Origin of the sequence: Dactylosporangium sp. NPDC005555, from assembly GCF_040605635.1 — a bacterium.
Lineage (GTDB): Bacteria > Actinomycetota > Actinomycetes > Mycobacteriales > Micromonosporaceae > Dactylosporangium.
This window is the reverse complement of record NZ_JBEXDG010000071.1, coordinates 1-17,677: the sequence shown is the minus strand read 5'-3', so window position 1 is coordinate 17,677 and position 17,677 is coordinate 1. Positions and strand designations below refer to the sequence as shown.

The window sequence follows — 17,677 nt, the reverse complement described above, 5'->3', positions numbered from 1 at the left end:
TTTTTCCCCGCTCTCCCGCCGCCCGGGGGGGGCGCCCCCCCCCCCCGGGGCGCCCCCCCCCCCACGCCGGCATGGTCTCACCAGCACGCGGAAGAGTCGGCGGCAGGTTCGTCCGGGGCGGCACGTGGCCGTTGAACAGGCGGATGTCACCCACCGTCTCGCGGCAGCCCCTGGTTCACCGCCGACGAACTGTACGGGCAGAACCCGGGGCTGCGTGGCTGGCTGGAGGAGCAGGACATCGCCTACGTGATGGCGACCCGCTGCGACGATGAGGTGGCCTCGGGGCTGCACACGACAACCCGGGTCGACGCGCTGGTCGCCCAGGTGCGTGGCGGCGGCTGTCCTGCGGTGACGGAGCGCACGGACCCCGCGTGTACGACTGGGCGTGGCTGCCGATTCGCCGGCCGTTCGCGCACGGCCGCCGCGGCTGGGTCCTGGCCAGGCCCAGCGTCAGCGACCCCAGCGAGTTGGCCTACTACGTGTGTTTCGGCAAGCGTGGCACCCGGCTGACCGAACTGGTCCGGGTCGCCGGGTCCCGGTGGGCGGTCGAGGAGTCGTTCCAGACCGCGAAGAACGAGGTCGGCCTGGACCAGTACCAGGTCCGCCGCTACGACGCTTGGTACGCCCACATCACCCTGGCTATGCGCGCCGCCGCGTTCCTCGTGGCCACCCGCGCCCGCGAGGCGGCAAAGGGGGCACCGACAGCGGCGAGCACACACTGATTCCGTTGACCAGCAACGAAATCCGCCGCTTGCTCGGCAAACTCGTCCTCATTGGACGGACCGCGGCCGGACACGTGCTGCACTGGTCTGCCTGGCGCCGCCACCGTCAAGCAGAAGCGAAAGCCAGCGACTGCCACAAACGCCTTGAACGGTGCCATACGTGGCGAAACGCCGTTGCAGTACTAGGCCGCCCGTCTGGTGTGGCTGCTGCGCCGGCTCGGTCAACCCGCGGCACTCCTCGACGGCGGCCTGGCCAGCTGGCCCGGCGACCTCGACACCGGACGGATCACCCTCCCGCCGGTCGAACGCGCCGTCGTCGAATGGCCAGCCGGACGGCTGCGCACGGCGGCCGATACCGAGCACGCCATCGCTCATGGCACCGCGGTCGTGCTCGACGCCCGTGCCCCCGAGCGCTACACAGGCGACAGCGTGCTCCCCACCGACGTGCGTTCCGGCCACATCCCCGGCGCGAACTCGCCGACGGCTGGATCCCCTCCCTCGGCAGAATCGGGCTCGACCGAGCCCGACAGATGCGAGACACAGTGCGCGCCGCCGCCACCGCGGCCGGCCGCGACCCAGACTCGATCACCTGTGCCTGCAACATCATCGTCCGCATCGACCCGTCTCTCGAGCCCACGCCACAGGCCGTCGTCGGGAGCGTGACCTCGGTTCGTAGCCCAGCTCCGCGACGTGATCGCGGCCGGCTTCACCGCGTTGCTCCTGGCTGTCCCCACTGTCGCGGAGCAGGAGCTTATCGCCAGTGAAGTCATTCCAGCCCTGCACGCCGGAGCCCCTTGACGTACCGGCCATGTGCCGCCGCCGACCTCAGGGCTGCGCGGCGTCGAACGGCTGCGGCTGCCGCGCGGTCGTGTTGCCGACCTCGGAAGAGACCGAGGCGTCATGCCGCCAGGACGGCGGCAAGGTTGGCGAGCTGGGAGGCGCGGGACGGATGGCGCCGCAGGTACTCGCCGGTCACCCAGGCACGTAAGGACTCGCGCTCCTCCATGACGGCGAGGCACGCAGCATTCTCGGGCAGGGCGCCGCTACGGGCCTCCTCGCGCAGCCACACCTGAACGGCATCGTCGGGCCGCCCTCGTATGCTCCGGACGGCGAACCGGAAATTACCCAGACGCTCCACGATCAGGCCGGGATAGGGAGGCCCCTCGAGGCCCAGCCAGATGAACGCCCTGATCGCGGCCGAGCGCCGCCGGGCACCCCGTATCCGTCCGGCCCTCGTCATTGGGTGGCGTTCCCGAGCGCCTACGTCGTCACTCTCTCGGACCACCCGATCTTCGAAGCGGCTCCGGTCACCGCGATGGCCCACGACGGCCAAGGCCCAGCCCACAATCTGATGGTACGGGCGAGCGTCCGGTAGGACGTCGAGCGGCAGGTACGTCAGTACCTCGACGCTTGCGCCAAGTCCACGCAGCTCGACCCGTCTGGGTGGCCGTTGGAGCTGCACCTTTACCAAGACCCGCTAGGGAAGCCTCGCCCATCCCGGCACCGCGGTGGAGCTGGCCACAGCCGCCGCCGAACGCGGCAATCCGGCCATGCTCCGGCACCTCGCCGACCTCCGCTCGCGGAACGTCCCGCAGACCGAGGCCGACGGCATTCTCTGGCTGGCTGGCCGTTGAGCACGGCGAGACCTCAGCGTTGCTACGACTGCCGCACATGCGCGAAGAGGACCGCGGAGACCCGGCCAGGGCGGAGGCGCTCACGCTCCAGGCCGCTGAACACGGCCACCTCCGGGCTGTCGCCGACCTTGGTCTCTTCCGCGAGCTGTCCGGGAACCTGTCCGGAGCCGAGACGCTGTACCTCCAGGCGGTCCGCCGAGGCTACACCGTCGACCTCGACAACGTCATCCGCCTTCGGCTCTGCACAGCAGACCTCGCGGCCGGCATCGTCGCCGAGTTTGTACGAGCACGCAGCCGGCCAGGGCGACGCCGGTGCCGCACTCGTCCTGGCCCGGCTGACCCTCGCCACCGACCGTGTCCGCGCGGAGGCGCAACTCCCACCGGCCTCACCAAGTGAGCCGTTCCGTTGGCGTGGATGGTGTCCCGCCGCCATCTGTGTCTGCCGGCGGGACCATTGCTATTGATGCCGGTGGGAGCGTGGGGCGAGTGGGTGATGGCCGTAGCCGGTTTGGTGGAAGGCCCAGCAGCTGTCGGCGACGGTGATGTTGATGTAAGTTCCGGTGCTGCCGGGGAGTTGGTGGCCGGCGAACGCGGCGGCGAGGGCATAGCTGCCGGTGCAATGCTCGACGCGGGTGATGGTGGTGTGCCGGAACCAGTGAGTCATCGGTCGCATCGCCCGGCGACCAGCCGAACGGGCCACCTCCCACGATGTCGCGCAGGCCGTCGGGATACCGGTCACGGATGCTCGTCCAGGACGAGAACTCCACCGCCGCACCGAGCGCGTCCCCGGCGTGCACGCCCAACAAGCCGCCGGCCATCCGATCCCGACGATCCACTGTTCGTCCTACCGACGCCCGTGCTGTCGTGTCGTCAACCACCACGCCAGCATGCCGCACCAGACAACTCGATCTTCCATCCGCCCGCTGGGCAGCATCCGGATCTGCCGCGATCCGATCGCTACGCAGCGTGATGGCTTGCTCTATGGCTCGGCTCGCGACCATGCCGATGAGCGGACGTTTCTCTTGGCCGGGTGAGGACCGCCGGTCAGGACAAGACGCTGGAGGGAGGTCGGAAAGCATGCTGTTCGACGGTCCTCTTCCTGGGCTTGAGGGGTCGTTCGCGACCGCCGCCCGCGTCCTGGCCGCCTACGACCTCCTGCAACCGACTGACCGTGGCCGGTCCCGGTGGTCCCGGGCACGACGACGTCAGCGAGACTGGGAGCATTGCCGCTCTAACGACCTGGAGCTTTCCTATGCCGCACGGGATCGTCCGCTGGTTCGACGCCGAACGGGGGTTCGGCTTCCTCGCGCCTGACGACGGATCACCAGACGTGTTCGTGCACGCCTCCGAGATTGTCGGGGACGGCGGCTCGAAGGTGCTCCGTGAGGGCCAGGCCGTCGAGTTTGAGGCCGGCAAGAACGACCGCGGTCCCCAGGCGCTGCGCGTGCGCGGCACCGCCGAGCAGGCCGCTGGCGGTGCCGTGGGCCTGCTCGGCACGGTCAACTGGTACGAGCCGACCAAGGGGTACGGGTTCGCATCGCCAGACGGCGGCGGCCCCGACATCTTCGTGCACAGCTCGGCCATCGTGACCGGCGGCGTGGTCAGCGACGGGCAGCGGGTGGCCTTCGTCGTCGTCGAGGGCGAGCGCGGCCCGCAGGCCGCGCACGTGATCCCGCTCGGTCCTGGGGCCGGCCTGTCCGCCACGGCAGGCGGTGCCGACGGGGCGGACGGAACCGTCTCCTGGTACGACGAGGACAAGGGCTTCGGCTTCATCGCCCCGGACTCCGGCGCCGGGGACGTCTTCGTCCACGCCCGGTCCCTGGCCGAGGGCCTCACCTGGCTGACAGAGGGCGACCGCGTGGCGTACGAGGTGGTCAGCAGTGACAAGGGCCCGCAGGCCCGCGACGTGCAGCTGGTCCGAGGGGCCGAGCCCGTGCCGCCACCGCGACGCCCGGCACCGGCCGGGCCGCCACCCGCCAGGAGTAAGCCGCCGTCACGGGGCGTGCCCGCACGCGCGGGCCACGGCGTCGTCGCACGTTACGACGGCGACCGCGGGTTCGGGTTCATCACCCCGGACACCGGAGGCGACGACCTGTTCGTCCACGTATCCGTGGTCGCCGGGTCGGAACCGCTGCAGCAGGGCGACCAGGTCCGGTACACGGTGCGTCAGAGCGACCGGGGCCTGCAGGCCGACCGCGTGGAGCGCCTCTGACACCTCTGAACACATGCTCATCTGCCGCTGGTCTGGCGCTGCGGCTCGGCGGTGACCGTCACGCTTCGTACCACCCCGGGAGCCTCCGTACGCACTCGTGGCCGATGTGCGGGCGTGTCAGGTTCGGTCCGGCGTGTGCCGCCCTCACTGGTGGGCTGGCTCGCTGTCGGCACCTCGGTCGTGTCCACGCAATCGCGTGGACGTCCGAGCTCGCGCCGGGCACACTCGCGTGGGTGAGCGCGACGGATGCCGACCTGGCCTTGCGGTACCTGGCCGACGTCGGGTTCACCCCGACCGGACCCAGCCGGTGGAGGTGGGACGACACGCCCTCGGAGGAGATGTCGGACGACGACGTGGCCTCCCACACCGCGTTCGAGATCACCACCGACGAGGGCCTGGATGGCGTGCAGCGCGTGCGCACGGCGCTCGGCCTGCTCGATCTGACCGGCGCCTTCGAGGTGCTGATCCATCTGAACGCCTACGTCCTCGACAATCCCGACCAGGCAGTCGCCGACGCGTTCTGGGCCGGCTTCCGCGACCGGATGGCGGTCCCGGAGCCGATCGAACACCTGCGGCTGCACTTGAGGACCTACTGGTTCTGGGGACACGACACCGCCAAGACCGCCTTCGACGCGCTGCTCGGCGACGATGTGCGCCACCTCGCAGCGGATGGCTGCCTGCCCGAGCTGGCCGCCGGCCCGGTGCACCTGCGCACCCGCCACGTCCTGGAAGACTCGGGCACGGTCGGCTGGGACGACAAGCGCGACGTCTATCAGGCCGCCGCCACCGTCGCCGAGCTTGGTCCGGCGGTCTTCCACGCACTGCTCGGCAGCTATCACGCCGTCTCCGGCAGCCTTGACCCGGCCGAGGCCCTGACCCTGCTGGACAGCCTGCACCTGCCGGCCGACACCGAACACCTGCCCCAGCTGCACGCGGTCCTGCGCAACGGCGTCGCGAACCACTACAACGACCCCGCCGCCTGGCGGCCGTGACTGGAGGTGTCACGCCGCGGGAAACAGCCGACCGACCCTCTCCAATACCCCTGGACGCGCGTTGCCGGAACATTTCAGCCGTCCGGATCTGCCGCCGTTCGTGCGCGACGGCCGGTCCATGCACGTCACAGCGAGTGATCAGCGCGACGAGGCGAACGTCCTGTCCTGCCGGGTTACGTGCACTGGGGATCTCTGCCTGATCGGCTGTTCGTAGGCTGGGCGGGTGGTTGATGCCGATCATGTTCGGTTGGGCCGGATCGCCGGCAAGCTCGCGGCGGTGCGTGCCATGCCTGTGCCTCCGAAGGCATTCGGGGTGGAAGCGCACGGGTTCGTGCTCGGGCCGCCGCTGTCCGAGTCCGTGGTGGCCGAGTTCGAGGAGCGGCACGAGGTCACGCTTCCGCCGGCGTTCCGGTTGTTCGTCACCGAGTTGGGCAACGGCGGCGCCGGGCCGGGCTACGGGCTGTCACGCCTCGCCCCGTCGTGCTGTGTGTATCGCCGGTCGGCACACCTGGCTCAGCCCAGTCCGTACCTGCCAGGCCCCCGATACTTCGGTGATTGGGGGCCTGGCAGGTACGAGGAACCGTCGGGCACGGGTGGGGGCTTCCTTCGGGGGACGTTGGAGGTCGCCCATCATGGGTGTTCCCTCGTCACCCGGTTGGTCGTGACGGGACCGGCACGGGGACGGCTGTTCAACCTCGACACCGAAGGACCCGTCGGCCCGTACGTGGTCGAGGACGCCGACTTCCTGGCCTGGTACGAGCGGTGGCTGGACGAGGCTGTCGCCGGGCATGACGTCGGCTGGTTCGGTGAGCGACTCCCGCTGGAGGAACCCGAGCTGATCGCTGTGCTCACCGGTGATCCGTCGCCGGAGCGGCGGGCCCGGGCCGGGGAGTCGCTGCTGCAGCTCCCAGCGATACGCGACAGCTCCTGGACCGTACTGACCGACACGATGACGACCGACACGGACGCCACCGTGCGCGCCAAGCTGTTGGGCGTGCTGAGGAGGAAATGGGACAACCACCAGCGCAGGCTGGACGACGCCGAGGTGACCGCCGATGACATCGCGCGGTACGCCAGGTCGCGCACCCCGCCAGACCTCACGGCACTCAGCTTCCTGCGCAGACTCACCGTTGCCGACGTGCTGGCGGAACTGGCGAGCCACGACCTCGAGCGACGCCGCCGGGCGGCGTATGAGGCCCAACGGCCCTGGCAGTTCAGCAAAGAGGACCTGTCGCAGGGCATGCTCAGCGACGCGGCTGGCGGACTTATAAGCGACCCGGACGCGTTCCTTCGCTCATACGGCGTCGCCATGGCCGAACGATTCGACCTTGCCCACCTTCATCCCCAGCTGCGCGAACTGCAGCAGACGGAGACCGACCCCCGGGTCCAGGCCCACCTCACACAGTGCCTCGCCGAGCGGCCGGCATCCACCCCGGACGACTTCTGGACTCAAGCTGGAGACGACGGGCTCGACCCCCCATTCTGACGTACGCGCTTCTCGCGCTGAACCAGCGAGCGCACGAACGCGAACCCACTGTCCTGATCGTCCGTCAGGACTTTCTTGATCAAGTGCGCTGTCATGCCGCGGACAGCGCGTTCGCGATGGTTGCGCTCAGTGCTATCGCCGCTGTCGGCGGCCCTGGGTGTTGGCGTTCTGGGTGAGGTCGGCGCGTAGCTGGGTGCGGGTGCGCATCAAGATCCGTCCGAGCATGTTCTTGCCGGTGCCACTCCGGCCGCGTCCCCAGTAGCGGTCAGTGCTGGTGTCCTCGACGATCTCCTCGTCGCCGGTGTCCAACAGGATGGCGCGGATGTCGGCGTGGGCGGTGAACTTGGCCGTCACGGCCCGGCGCATCACGTCGTCTTTGATCCGTTCCCAGTCGCGGCGCAGCGGCCGGGACCGGTCGCGGCCCAGGCCGGCCTATGGCTGCTGTGGGCACAGCTTGTAGACCGCTTGGAGTGCTTCGACGTCGTCGTTGCCCTCGCTGTAGGCGTCCGCGGCGTCTGCGATGGCGGCTTTCAACTCTGGCGTCTTCGCCTTGTCGACGATCGGCCTCAACGCGTTGCCGAGCGCCTTGTTGTAGGCGTCCTTCGCGGATTTCAGCTTGCCGGGCTCGCCCGTGCCGTAGTAACCCTTCTCCACTTCGGCCGTCACCGCCTTGATCTCAGGCGAGTCGGTCAAGTAATAGGTCAGGGTCTTACGAACCTCAGCGCACGCATCACCAGTGGTGTTTGACGACCCGCAGCCCACAAGGAACGCCGCCACCATCACCACCACGCCGGCAAGCGCCCACCGCATCCTCATGGGCGCACATCAAACCACTGCCGTGCCAGGCAGGGTAGCTGCTCGCGCCAAATTGACCGGTAAGTCCTCCAAGATCCGGATCGGCGCCACCAGATGATCGCGGAAGCGATGCCGTCCGTAGCACCTGATCCACCAAGGACAATGCCCCGCCGCTTCGTATGCGCTGACCCAGCGCCGACCACCTTGATGGAGGCGTCCGCTATGCCGCAGGTCGCGTGGCCGTCCGGTTCGCCATCAAAGGTTCGACTGTGCCGAAGCGCGGACGTTCGGCGGCGTCGCCACCCGGGAGGCGGTGCGGGCGGTCGCCGACCGCGTTGCGGCCGGTCTTCGCGCCGGTGCCCACGGCCGCCGACTGGGGCGTCGAGGTCACCGAGGACGTCGCCGGGATGGTGCGGCAGTGGCGCATCGAGGGTTACGCCTACTCGGACCCGGCCGGGGTGGCCGACCAAATTCTGGGCGTCGCCTCGGGCGGGGACCGGCGGTTCGGCATGGCCCTGTGCCGGGATAGCGCCGCGGTCCTGGGCGAAGACGCCGACGGGCACCCGTGGTGCTGACCGGCGTTTCTGACACCGAAGCACAGGCCACCACCGAGCATCCCCGATCCGCGATCTTGGCATCCGGATCTGCCGCGGCGTGAGTGCTGGCGTTCATCACCGCTGGTGACGCACCGTAATACATGGCTGCGTTTCCTGTTCCCAACGCCCGTCTCGAGCCCTCGGGTGAGCTTGTCCTACGAGCCGCGGTAGCGGCCTACCTCGGTCGCTACCGCGGCCTGACCCGGCAGCACAGCGAGTCCGACCTGCGTGTCTTCCTGCGCTGGTGCACCGACCACGAGCTCGATCCGCTCGCGGCGGTGCGGGTCGACATCGAACGGTACGTGCGCTGGCTGCAAGACGTCCGCCACTACCAGCCGTCGACCGTCTCACGCCGGCTGTCGATCGTGGTCGGGTTCTACCGCGTCTGCGTCATCGACCGCATCCTGCCTCACTCACCCGCCGACTACGTCCGCCGCCCCACCGTCCCAGCCGAGTCTCCGACCCTCGGCCTCGGCCACCTGCAGTTCGAAGCCCTCATCACCACCGCCCGGCTGTCGACCAACCCGAACGACTTCGCTCTCGTCGCCCTCCTCGGTCTGCTCGGACTGCGGATCTTCGAAGCCTGCGGCTCCAACATCACCGACCTCGGCGAAGAGCACGGCCACCGCGTCCTGCGCGTGCGGGGCAAAGGCGGCAAGGTCGTTCTGGTCCCGTTGCCGCCAGCAGTAGCCAGGGCGATCGAACGTGCCGCCGGCGACCGCACCGACGGTCCGATTTTGCGCAACTGCCTCGGCGGGCGAATGGACCGCCACGCCGCCTCCCGCCGGCTCCGACACCTGGCCGTCGCAGCCGGCGTGCGGATGCCTCGAATGCATCCCCACATGCTGCGCCATACGTTCGTCACGACCATGCTGGATGCCGGGGTCAGCCTCCGCGACGTGCAGATCGCCGCCCGCCACGCCGACCCGCGAACGACGATGCGCTACGACCGGGCCCGCAACAACCTCGACCGGCATCCCAACTACATCCTCGCGGCCTTCATGGCCTCCGGAACCTGACCTTGGATCGCGACCATGCCGATGAGCGTGCAGCTGATCTTGCCAATAATGGTTGTCCGCTTCGCGACGTCCTGCCCTACGGCAGCGCACTCAGGCGGTGCGAGTGCGGTGTGCCGTGTCCTCTCATTGGCTGGTTCGCTGGTCCGATGTGTGGCGGAGTTGGCCGCTGACGCTGACAACGCTGCCCCGCAATCCTCCTTACGCTCGGTGAACTGCCAGTTAGCCCTGAGTTTCCTGGCAGCTTTCTGTGTCCCCAGTCGTGGAGGCCCTTCCTTGTCCCAACAGTGGTATTCGCGCGGACGTCCCACAGCGTCTCGCGCCCATGCCCGTCCCGTGGTCGCGATGGTGGCGATGTCGGTTGTCGCGTCGCTGATCCCGGTGCTGGTCCGCCCGACAGTGGCGGCTGCGGCGCCGGTGAAGCCAAAGCAAAGCAACGAGTGCGAGAACCTGACCCGGCCGGATCGGGCCGCCGCGATCGCCGCGGCGCGGCTTTGTGGGAAGCCGGTCGAGGTCACTACCGCGATCAGCGAGACGCAGCAGTGGTTCGCGCAGCCGAACGGGTCGGTGCAGGCCAGGATCAGTACCGCACCCGTGCGGGCCAAGAAGGCTGACGGGGCCTGGGCCCCGATCGACCTGACGCTCAAGCTGCAGTCCGACGGCACGGTCGCGCCGGCGTTGGACAGCAACGGAGTCCGGCTGGCGGGGAAGAGCACCGGCGGCACAGTGACGCTCGCGTCGGCGAAGGTCGGCGCCGACGAGCTGGCGATGGAGTGGACCGGTGCGCTGCCGGTGCCGAAGCTGGAGCGCAACACGGCAACCTACGCCGAGGTGCAGCCGGGCGTCGACCTCGTCGTCCAGGTCTCGGCCACCGGATTCGAGCAGCACCTGGTCGTCAAGGACAGCGCGGCGGCGAAGCGCGCGGCTGCCATCGAGGTGCCGTTGCGGAGCAAGACGCTGAAGTTCGACAACGACGGCTCCGGCTCGTTCGCGATCACCGACACCGCTGGACGTTCCGTCGGCCGTGTGCCGACGCCAGTGATGTGGGATGCGAAGAGCACCATGCCCGGCGAGCGGGTTCGGGAACGGCAGCTGGGGGTCACGAGCAAGCCCCGCGGCGTGGACAAGAAGCTGGCCAAGCCCGCCAACGGGGCCACCAAGGGCGTCGATGCGGGTGCCGGTCGCGGCGGTGTCGACCTCGGCCTCGTCGTTGACGAGGCATGGCTGGACGACCCTGCCACCACCTACCCGGTGACGATCGACCCGGCCGTCACCCTGGGCGACGTGACGGACACCTACGTCAAGCAGAACGAGACCATTGACCGTTCGGGTGCCACCGACTTGCAGATCGGGATCAACTCCGGACTGGTGTCGCGGACGTTCATCCAGTGGCCGATCTCCGAAATGGCCTATACCCGGATCCGCTCGGCTCAGCTGCGGCTGTTCAACTTCTATTCCGCCGACGGCACGACCAACGGCTGCACAGCCCGGCCATTCCAGGTGTGGAAGACCGCGTCGTACACGAACCCGGTGTTCTGGGGCAACCAGCCGGCGATGCTGTCGCTGATGTCGCTCTCCTCCGACACCGCCGGATACTCCGCGGCGTGCGACGACCGGTACATCACCGCCGACGTGACAAACCTGATCCAGGACGCGGTGGAAAACGGCGGGTCGAAGGCCTACATGGGTCTGCGTGTCACTGACGAGACCAAGGTCTTCAAGCAGTTCCGCTCCAAGGAGGCCACGCCGGACTCCGTCCCGATGCTGGTGGTCGACTACGACCAGTGGCCTACCGTGTCCAACCTCACCACCGACCCGCCGACCCCCGGCGGCTGCCTGACAGGCGCAGGCCGACCGTACCTGTCGCTGGCCACACCGAAACTGCAGGCGGCCGTCTACGACTCCGAGAGTGTTCAGGTCACGGCGGACTTCGAGTGGGCCGTGGCCGGCGGTGCCCGCATCGGCGGCGCGTCCGTGCCGACCCCGTCCGGCAGCGTGGCATCGGTCACCGTCCCCGATGGCGCCTTCGCCGAGAACGGCAGCTATTCGTGGCGGGCACGAGTGAACGACGGCGTCAACACATCGGTCTGGTCGTCCTGGTGTGAGTTCACCATCGACACGATCGCGCCGGCATCACCGGCGTACGTCGACTCCAGCACCTACCCTCGCGACAAGTGGTCGGGCGGTGCGAACGTCGGCGGCACCTTCAACTTCGGCGCTGCGTCGACCGGCGACGTTGTCTCCTACCGGTACGGCCTGGACACCAACCCGCCGACCGACACGGTGAACGCCACCAGCCTCGGCGGCGGCGCGTTGGTCCTGCTGACCCCGCCGACCGACGGCCCGCACTCGCTCTACCTGCACGCCGTCGACCGGGCCGGCAACGTCTCACCGCTCGCGGCCTACCCGTTCAACGTCGGCACCGGCGGCATCACCACGCTGGCGCCTGGGGCAAATCTCGCTGGCAAGGCCAGCCTCGCCGCCGCGACCAGCCCCGCGGTGACCGGCGTGACCTACCAGTGGCGCCGCGCAGACACCGATGCCTGGGCCGACATTCCCACCGCCGATGTCAGGGTCTCGGCCGGCGGCGGCGGCGTCACGTGGCCGCAACCGACCACCGGCGCCGGGCTGTTCGCCAAGCTCACCTGGAACGTCGAAGCCACCCTCGGGAATGTCGACGGACCGGTCCAGGTCCGGCTCGCGTTCACCGGCGGACCCGGCGGCGCGAGCACCCCCGTCAAGGTAAACCTGGACCGGGCGCAGGCATCGACCGCGACACAGCAGGTCGGGCCGGGCGAGGTCAACCTCGTCACGGGCAACTCCGCGCTGACCGCGTCCGACGTGTCGATCGACTCCTACGGCAGCGACCTGGCTGTCAGCCGCACCTACAATTCCCGGCAGTACGGGACCCTGGACAGCACCGCGATGTTCGGCCCGGGCTGGTCCTCGGGTGTCACCGTGTCCAACCTCGAGGCGCCCTACACCAGCCTCACCACGAGTGGTTCGCTGGCGAGCGTTGGGCTCCCGGACGGCACCAGCATCGGCTTCACTGCCAAGTCCAACACCACCACCGGCACCACCTACGAGGCGCCGATGGACATGCTGGACCTGCAGCTGACGTCGAACTCGGCGGCGAACACCTTCACGCTCAGGGACCTCGACGGCAACCAGGTGGTGTTCGGCCGGCTCAGCACCGCGCCCGCCGGCACCTACCAGCCGATCTCGGTCACATCGCCCGGCGTCGCCCAGAGCACCGCGTTCAGCTGGGAGAAGGCGACGGTCGACGGCAAGGACATCGTCCGACCGACCCAGGCACTGGCCCCGGTCCCAGCTGGCGTCACCTGTACCACACCTTGGTCAAGGGTTGCCGCGCCCTGGCGTTCACCTACGCCACCGCCACGACGGCCACTGGCACCGCGATGAACCAGCTCGGCGACTTCGCGGGGCGGGTCAGCCAGATCAGCTTCACCGCGTACGACCCGGCCCGCAGCGTCATGGCGACCACCGTCGTCGCGCGGTACACGTACGACACCACCGGCCGTCTGCGCCAGACGTGGGACCCGCGGCTGGATTACCTCAGCAACGGCCTGACTCTGCACGTCACCACCGGCTACACGTACAACGGCGACGGCGTAATGGACAGCTACACGCCTGCGGCGCAGGAGCCGTGGCAGTTCGTCTACACCTCATTGCCCACCGACACCGGCAAGGGCCGGCTCGCCCAGGTCCGGCGCAGTGCCCTGACCGCGGGCACCGCGGTGACCAGCGTGGTGTACAAAGTTCCGGTCAGCGGCGCCGGCGCGCCGTACGACCTCTCCGGCGTGGCCACGCTCAGCTGGGGCCAGTCAGAGGCGCCGGTCGACGCGACCGCCGTCTTCGGCCCGATGCAGCAGCCGAACGGCAACCAGGCCACCGGAGTTATGCCGACCTCATATGAGCGGGCGGCGATCACGTATCTCGACGGCGACGGCAAGGCGGTCAACACGGCCGCGCCTGGCGGGCTGGTGACCACCACCTGGTACGACAACTACGGCAACACCGTGCGGACCCTCGACGCCGCCAACCGGGAGACCGCGCTGCAGTTGAGCACCGTCGTTGCCGAGCAGGCGGCGGCCGCGGTCAAGCTGTCAAGTTTCAACACCTACAGCACAGACGGGCAGCGGCTGTTGTCCACACTCGGACCGGAACACGACCTGACCCTGCCCGACGGCAACACGGTCCGTGGCCGCGCCCACGCGGTGAACACGTTCGACGAGGGTGCCCCCAACGCCGGCGGCCCGTACAACCTCATCACTACCGCGGCGACGTCGGCGCAATACACCAACACCGGCGGGGCCACCGTCGACGGTGACACCCGCGTCGTGAAGACCGCCTACAACTGGACCCTGCGCAAGACCACGGTGACCACCCGGGACGCCGGCGGGCTCGGACTGACCGATCGCACGACCTACGACGAGAGCACCGGCCTCGTCCTGACCACCACCAAACCCTCGGGCACCCGCTACACCGTCACCGCCGCAACGCTCGCCACGGTCTACTACCGCGCAGGTACCGGATCGGGCGCCGACGAATGCGACAACCACCCCGAGTGGGCCAACCTGGTCTGCCGGACCCAGCCGGGCGGGCAGACCAGCGGCCCGGAGTTGCCGGTCACGGTCACCACGTACGACATGTACAACCAGCCGACGAAAACCGTGCAGAAGATCTCGACCGGTGTGCTGCGCACCGTGGTCACCGCGTATGACCAGGCGGGCCGCGTCATCACCAACAGCATCAGCGCGGGCGCCGAGCTCGGCACGGCCGTGCCGACGACCCGCAAGGTCTACGACCCGGCGTCCACCCAGCTCACCTCCACCGAGATCCTCGACAGCAACGGCTTCACCACCGCAACGAACAGCAGCACCTATGACACCCTCGGACGGGTCATCACGTACCAGGACGCCGACAGCAACGTCACGACCACGACGTACGACCTGTTGTCCCGGCCGCTCACCGTCACCGACCGGCTGGCAACCCGCACGATGACCTACGACGGTGGTACCGAGCGGCGGGGTCTGCTCACGCAGGTCGTGGACAGCCAGGCCGGGACGTTCACGGCCGAGTACGACGCGAACAGCCATGTGGTCCGCGAGAACTGGCCCAACGGCATCGTCGTGCAGCAGGGCTATGACGCCACCGGCACCCAGACCGGTATCGCCTACGTCAAGACCGGCTGCGGGCTCGCGGACTGCACCGTGTACGCCGACTACACCGGCGACAACGTGCACGGGCAGCAGCGGTGGAACAACTCCACGCTGTCCAGCCAGACCTACGCCTACGACGGCGCCAGCCGCCTCACCACGGTCGTAGACACGGCCGCCGGACAGTGCACCATCCGGGCCAACGGCTTCGATAGCAACAGCAACCGTACTGTCGTCAACACGTTCCTGCCGAAGGCGGACGGCAGCTGCAACTGGTCCACGCAGAGCAGTTCCCGCAGCTGGGCCTACGACTGGGCCGACCGCGTGAACATGCCCACCTACACCTACGACGCGCTCAGCCGCACCACGACGACCCCCGCCGGCGACACCCAGACCTCCGGCGACGGCAACGTCCTCACCACGTTCCACACCAACGACATGGTCCGCTCGATCAGCCAGGGCAACCGGACCACCACCTACACCCTCGACGTCGACAACCAGCGGATCCGCTCCTGGACCGAGACCAACACAGGCACCACCACGACCCGCATCAACCACTACGGCGGCAGCAGCGACAGCCCCACCTGGACGACCAACGGTGGCAGCGACTACACCCGGCCGCTCACCTCGGTCAACGGCCTGGCCGCGATCTACAACGGTGCCGCCGCCCGCGTCGACTGGCAGATCACCAACCTCGACGGCGACGTCGTGGCCACCATGAGCGGCGACGCGACGGCGTTGAGCGCGACGTCGGAGACCGACGAGTACGGCCAGCTACGCAACACCATGGCCGGCAGCCAGCGGTACGGCTGGCTCGGCGAGCACCAGCGAGCCGCCGACACTCCGAGCGGCATCGTCCTGATGGGGGTCCGGCTGTACAACCCGGCCACCGGCCGGTTCCTGCAGGCCGACCCTGTCACCGGCGGCAGCTGCACCGACTACGAGTACGGATGCGGCGACCCGGTCAACAACACCGACCTGGACGGCCGTAAATGTGCCAAGGGACTGGGCTGGGCCTGCGCCACCGGCAAGTGGGTGGTGAAAAACCGCGGGACGGTCGCCACCATCGCGGCGACGGCAACGTGCCTCGTCCCGGCGATCGGCTGGGCGGCCTGTGCTGGAGCTCAGGCTGCCGCCTACGGAATCAGGGCTCAGCAGCGCATTCAGAAGGACGGCTGGCGCGGCTCGGCCCGCGAGAACGTGAGGGACGGGGTGTGGACCGCCGCGACACTCGGCATCGGTCAGTCCCTGCGGCTCGCTAAGTTCACCAGCATCAACAAGTGGTGGGGAACCGGGCCCGTGCTCAGGGGATACACCCAGGCGGGCTGGCACGCCAAGGTGTATGAGAACGCGGCGAAACTGCCGAACTACGCGAACCTCGCTTGGCAGAATCGCGGCCGTTACAAACGATACCTGTGACAAGATGACCACCGTGGAATCGGGACCGGACTCCGGTTCCACGGTGGTCGCACAACTGTCACCGAACCCATCGGGGAACCTATGACGTACACGTGGCGGTCGTGGGGCAACACCGGCGTACTGCTGCTGATCAGCGTCGGTTGCGCGGTGCTGACCCTGTTTATGATGCTGGCCGTGCCGCCCGCGGTGATCGCGCTCCTCGCTGTTGTCGCTGCCGTCTTCCTGGCAGCGGCCTGGCGGATCGCGATGATGACGGTGCGGGCCGGCCGGGACGGCATCGTCGTGCAGGGATTCTGGCGCAGCCGGCGATTCGAATGGCACGAGATTGACAATATTCAATTAGAGGTAGTCGACGAGAAGGTATTCGTGAACGTCTACGCGCCAGTGCTGCATCTTGTGGGGGCTTCCGAATGGGAGCCGCTGCGGCAGCTCGCGACGTACAGCACCGCCGGTCGCGCGCCCCGCAGTAAAGCCGGCCGGGTAACCGCCGAACTCCGAAAGCTGCACGAACAGTTCTGACCTGTTCCACGAGGCAGCCGCCAGGCCCATACCGGCCGCTCGCCGCCTGGGCCGCTCGGCACACCGCCCACGGCCCGGCCCTCACCGCCACGATCGACACCGCGTTCGCGTTCACCGCGCCGCTGGCCCCCAGCGCTACCTGACGCCGTGAGGGGCCGGACGCCCTCGAACTCCCGTGCACCGCTTCCCCAAGATCACGTGCGCACTCATGCCGCAGTTGGTGCGCGGCGACCGCTCCCTTGCCGTCACGATCGGTGATCGACCTGGCAGCGCCGGTGGCTTCCTGAACTGGCCGATGAGCGCGCACCTGATCGCGGTTGAGCCGTTCATCCGATCGGAGCTCGGGCGTTTCTCAAGCGGCACGCCAAGCACCGGCCGCTGGCAGCAGTCGGCGTTGGGCTCTGCCGCAATGCACGCGCGTTGATCGGAGCATGCCTGGTTGCTACAGCGCTGGGGCGGAGCCTGCTGCCTGCCGTCAAACTCTCGAAGTCGCAAGCAAGCCATGCGTGCGTGCCGTACGTTCTGCCGCCGGTGCTCGGGCTATGGTTCGGGGTAGGCATCCACTAGGCGCTGTGCCTCGGCTTGGAGTTGTGCACGGGTGAGGCCGCCGCCGAACCTCGACGCTGCGACCAGGTCCAGAAACCTCACGAACTCGGCTGCACCCGGCAGCGGCTGGTCGTAGGCGGGAAGATTTCCGCGCCGGGATGTCCATTCCCGGCACACCCGCATGCTTGCGTTCTCACCCCGCCGATACGCATCCCACCAATCGAGCTCGTCGAAATCGAACAACGGCTCGACGGCCTCGAGCGGTTCGAGGCCAAGCGCCTCGACGAGAGCGTAGACCGCGGTGTCGTTAGTCGTGGTTCCCAGCGCGTCGCTGATGTGTTCGGCCGTCGTGTCAAGCCCGGCAGCGGCTGCCCATTCGAGTAGGTTGCCGGCAAGCGCGGCCTGGTCGTCGGGTGGGACGTCCACGCCTTCCGGCAGCCGCAGCGTGCAGAACCTGTGATGGTCTGAAGTTCCACCCGCGGACCGGACACCCTGAAACCAGACAGTTGGTCTGGGGAAGGATGTCCTGGTGCCACGTCCATCGAAGTACCCCGAGGATT

The 17,677-nt window shown here is 68.7% G+C and carries 14 protein-coding genes and 4 pseudogenes; 12 read left to right on the top strand and 6 right to left on the bottom strand.

Translation table 11 applies throughout. The features are described 5' to 3' along the window. Nucleotides 1-171: 171 nt before the first annotated feature. Nucleotides 172-722: pseudogene (locus tag ABZS58_RS44225) on the top strand (IS701 family transposase); the annotation flags it as partial. Nucleotides 723-1,620: 898 nt separating this feature from the next. On the opposite strand, the gene ABZS58_RS44220 reads toward ABZS58_RS44225, so the two are convergent. From ABZS58_RS44220 to ABZS58_RS44210, 3 genes and pseudogenes are all read right to left on the bottom strand, one after another. Then, nucleotides 1,621-1,791, bottom strand: coding sequence for a hypothetical protein (locus tag ABZS58_RS44220; protein WP_354790121.1), 171 nt, complete (start codon nucleotides 1,789-1,791; stop codon nucleotides 1,621-1,623). Between the two features lie 1,022 nt (nucleotides 1,792-2,813). Beyond that, complete coding sequence (locus tag ABZS58_RS44215; RefSeq protein ID WP_354790180.1) at nucleotides 2,814-3,020, bottom strand: hypothetical protein; 207 nt, start codon at nucleotides 3,018-3,020, stop codon at nucleotides 2,814-2,816. A gap of 52 nt (nucleotides 3,021-3,072) precedes the next feature. Further along, nucleotides 3,073-3,174 (bottom strand): annotated as a pseudogene (locus ABZS58_RS44210) (ADP-ribosylglycohydrolase family protein); the annotation flags it as partial. Nucleotides 3,175-3,608: 434 nt separating this feature from the next. On the opposite strand from ABZS58_RS44210, the pseudogene ABZS58_RS44205 reads away from it, so the two are divergent. The 5 genes and pseudogenes from ABZS58_RS44205 to ABZS58_RS44185 form a co-directional block, all read left to right on the top strand. Next, nucleotides 3,609-3,806: pseudogene (locus tag ABZS58_RS44205) on the top strand (cold shock domain-containing protein); the annotation flags it as partial. Nucleotides 3,807-3,842: 36 nt separating this feature from the next. After that, nucleotides 3,843-4,034 (top strand): annotated as a pseudogene (locus ABZS58_RS44200) (cold shock domain-containing protein); the annotation flags it as partial. Further along, on the top strand, nucleotides 4,023-4,568 hold the full coding sequence (locus ABZS58_RS44195; protein WP_354790179.1) for a cold shock domain-containing protein: 546 nt from the start codon (nucleotides 4,023-4,025) through the stop codon (nucleotides 4,566-4,568). The pseudogene ABZS58_RS44200 and the gene ABZS58_RS44195, both read left to right, overlap by 12 nt. 233 nt (nucleotides 4,569-4,801) lie before the next feature. Then, complete coding sequence (locus ABZS58_RS44190) at nucleotides 4,802-5,560, top strand: hypothetical protein (protein ID WP_354790119.1); 759 nt, start codon at nucleotides 4,802-4,804, stop codon at nucleotides 5,558-5,560. A 286-nt stretch (nucleotides 5,561-5,846) separates the two neighbouring features. After that, a complete protein-coding gene (locus ABZS58_RS44185) occupies nucleotides 5,847-7,046 on the top strand; it encodes a hypothetical protein (protein WP_354790117.1) in 1,200 nt (399 codons plus the stop codon). Between the two features lie 132 nt (nucleotides 7,047-7,178). Here ABZS58_RS44185 and ABZS58_RS44180 read toward each other — a convergent pair whose 3' ends face one another. Further along, a complete protein-coding gene (locus ABZS58_RS44180) occupies nucleotides 7,179-7,472 on the bottom strand; it encodes an NADAR family protein (protein WP_354790177.1) in 294 nt (97 codons plus the stop codon). A 6-nt stretch (nucleotides 7,473-7,478) separates the two neighbouring features. Continuing rightward, on the bottom strand, nucleotides 7,479-7,862 hold the full coding sequence (locus ABZS58_RS44175) for a hypothetical protein (protein WP_354790115.1): 384 nt from the start codon (nucleotides 7,860-7,862) through the stop codon (nucleotides 7,479-7,481). A 248-nt stretch (nucleotides 7,863-8,110) separates the two neighbouring features. Here ABZS58_RS44175 and ABZS58_RS44170 point away from each other — a divergent pair, with 248 nt between their 5' ends. The 6 genes from ABZS58_RS44170 (at nucleotide 8,111) to ABZS58_RS44145 (ending at nucleotide 16,995) form a co-directional block, all read left to right on the top strand. Beyond that, nucleotides 8,111-8,416, top strand: coding sequence for a hypothetical protein (locus ABZS58_RS44170; protein WP_354790113.1), 306 nt, complete (start codon nucleotides 8,111-8,113; stop codon nucleotides 8,414-8,416). A gap of 122 nt (nucleotides 8,417-8,538) precedes the next feature. Beyond that, nucleotides 8,539-9,456 carry a tyrosine-type recombinase/integrase gene (locus ABZS58_RS44165; RefSeq protein WP_354790112.1) on the top strand — a complete coding sequence of 306 codons (918 nt, stop codon included), beginning with the start codon at nucleotides 8,539-8,541 and terminating at the stop codon, nucleotides 9,454-9,456. Between the two features lie 150 nt (nucleotides 9,457-9,606). Further along, entirely contained in the window at nucleotides 9,607-12,876 is a 3,270-nt protein-coding gene (locus ABZS58_RS44160) for a DNRLRE domain-containing protein (protein WP_354790111.1), read from the top strand. Continuing rightward, on the top strand, nucleotides 12,807-16,052 hold the full coding sequence (locus ABZS58_RS44155) for an RHS repeat-associated core domain-containing protein (RefSeq protein WP_354790109.1): 3,246 nt from the start codon (nucleotides 12,807-12,809) through the stop codon (nucleotides 16,050-16,052). The genes ABZS58_RS44160 and ABZS58_RS44155 overlap by 70 nt, the downstream gene beginning before the upstream one ends. 81 nt (nucleotides 16,053-16,133) lie before the next feature. Continuing rightward, nucleotides 16,134-16,571: a hypothetical protein gene (locus ABZS58_RS44150; RefSeq protein ID WP_354790108.1), complete on the top strand. Its 438-nt coding sequence runs from the start codon at nucleotides 16,134-16,136 to the stop codon at nucleotides 16,569-16,571. Nucleotides 16,572-16,779: 208 nt separating this feature from the next. After that, a complete protein-coding gene (locus ABZS58_RS44145; protein ID WP_354790106.1) occupies nucleotides 16,780-16,995 on the top strand; it encodes a hypothetical protein in 216 nt (71 codons plus the stop codon). Nucleotides 16,996-17,111: 116 nt separating this feature from the next. Here ABZS58_RS44145 and ABZS58_RS44140 read toward each other — a convergent pair. Further along, the coding region (locus ABZS58_RS44140) for a hypothetical protein (protein ID WP_354790105.1) at nucleotides 17,112-17,677 on the bottom strand (566 nt) is incomplete at its 5' end.